This window comes from Mesorhizobium sp. WSM3868 (assembly GCF_002294785.1).
In the GTDB taxonomy this organism is placed as follows: Bacteria; Pseudomonadota; Alphaproteobacteria; order Rhizobiales; family Rhizobiaceae; genus Mesorhizobium.
This window is the reverse complement of record NZ_NSGB01000048.1, coordinates 1-1691: the sequence shown is the minus strand read 5'-3', so window position 1 is coordinate 1691 and position 1691 is coordinate 1. Positions and strand designations below refer to the sequence as shown.

Annotated in this window: 1 protein-coding gene; it reads left to right on the top strand. The window is 67.9% G+C overall.

The window, feature by feature from the left end; all coding sequences use genetic code 11:
• The coding region (locus CK221_RS29460) for a condensation domain-containing protein (RefSeq protein ID WP_245322585.1) at positions 1-1691 on the top strand (1691 nt) is incomplete at both ends.

Sequence of the window (1691 nt, the reverse complement as noted above, 5' to 3'; positions counted from 1 at the left end):
CTGGGGCTCGATCGGGTCGGCCGCCACGACCACTTCTTCGAGCTCGGCGGCCATTCGCTGCTGGCGGTGCGGCTGCTGAGCCGGCTGCGGCGGCAGTCGCTCGGGGTCGAGGTGCGCACCCTGTTGGCCCGGCCGGTGCTTTGCGATCTGGCCGCCAGCCTTGGCAGCCATAGCGAGGTGGCCGTGCCGGCCAACCTGATCGACGAGCACACTCTCGCGATCACGCCACCGATGCTGCCGCTGATCGAGCTGAGCCAGGAAGAGATCGACCAGGCGGTGGCGACTGTCCCGGGCGGGGTTGGCAACATCCAGGATATCTATGGCCTGTCGCCGCTGCAGGACGGCATCCTGTTCCATCACCTGTTGGCCGGGAAGGGCGATCCATATCTGCTGGTCTCGCAGATGGCCTTTGCCGACCGCGCCCTGTTGGAGCGCTATCTTGATGCGGTCCAGCAAGTGGTGGACCGTCACGACGTGCTGCGCACGGCCTTTGTGTGGGATGGACTGTCGAGCCCGGCCCAGGTGGTGTGGCGTCGTGCGCGGCTGGAGGTTGCCGAGGTCGAGCTGGACGAGAATGGCGATCCCGGTCATGAGCAACTGAAGCGCCGGTACGATCCGCGCCAATACCGCCTCGAGCTTGGCCGGGCGCCCTTGTTGCGGTTTGTGATCGCGCGCGAGCCGGGTGGCGGGCGCTGGCTGCTTTTGGAGCTGCAACATCACCTGATCGGGGATCACACCGCCTCGGAAGTGATGCGCGGCGAGGTGCGGGCGGTTCTGGAGGGTCGCGCGCATGAGCTTGGTGCGCCGCACCCGTTCCGCAATCTGGTGGCGCAGGCGCGTCTAGGAGCTTCCTCCGAAGAGCATGAAGCGTTCTTCCGGGAGATGCTGGGCGACATCGAGGAGCCGAGCCTGCCGTTCGGTTTAAGCGAGGTTCATGGCGACGGCAGCGCGGTCGGCGAGGCGCATCGGATGCTGCCGGCCGCGCTCAATGATCGGCTGCGGGCGCAGGCGCGGCGGCTGGGTGTGAGCCTGGCGAGCCTCTGTCACCTGGCCTGGGGCCAGGTGGTGGCGCTGAGCAGCGGGCGCGAGCAGGTTGTGTTCGGCACGGTGCTGTTTGGCCGCATGCAGGCCGGGCCGGGCGCCGACCGCGCGCTCGGCCTGTTCATGAACACCTTGCCGGTGCGGCTCGACCTCGACGGCACCGGGGTCGAGGCCAGCGTGCGGGCCACGCACGGGCGGCTTTCGCAGCTGCTGGCGCATGAGCATGCCTCGCTGGCGCTGGCGCAGCGCTGCAGCGGCGTTGCAGCACCGGCGCCGCTGTTCAGTGCGCTCATGAACTATCGCCACAACACGCCGGCCGCCAGCACGGACGATGTCTTGGCCGGCATCGAATGGCTGGGCGAGGAGGAGCGCACCAATTATCCGCTGAGCCTGTCTGTGGAGGATTTTGGCGATGCGCTCGGCCTCACCGCACAGGTGGTGGAGCCGATCTGTGGGGACCGCGTCTGCGGCTACATGCAGCGGGCGCTCGAAGAGCTGGCTCAGGCATTGGAGCAGGCGCCCGGCAAGCCGGTGCGAGAGCTCGACATCCTGCCGGCCGCCGAACGCGCCCATCTTTTGGAGGAGCTGAACCGGACGGAAGCGGACTATCCGTCGCACAAGTGCATCCACGAGCTGTTCGAGGCGCAGGT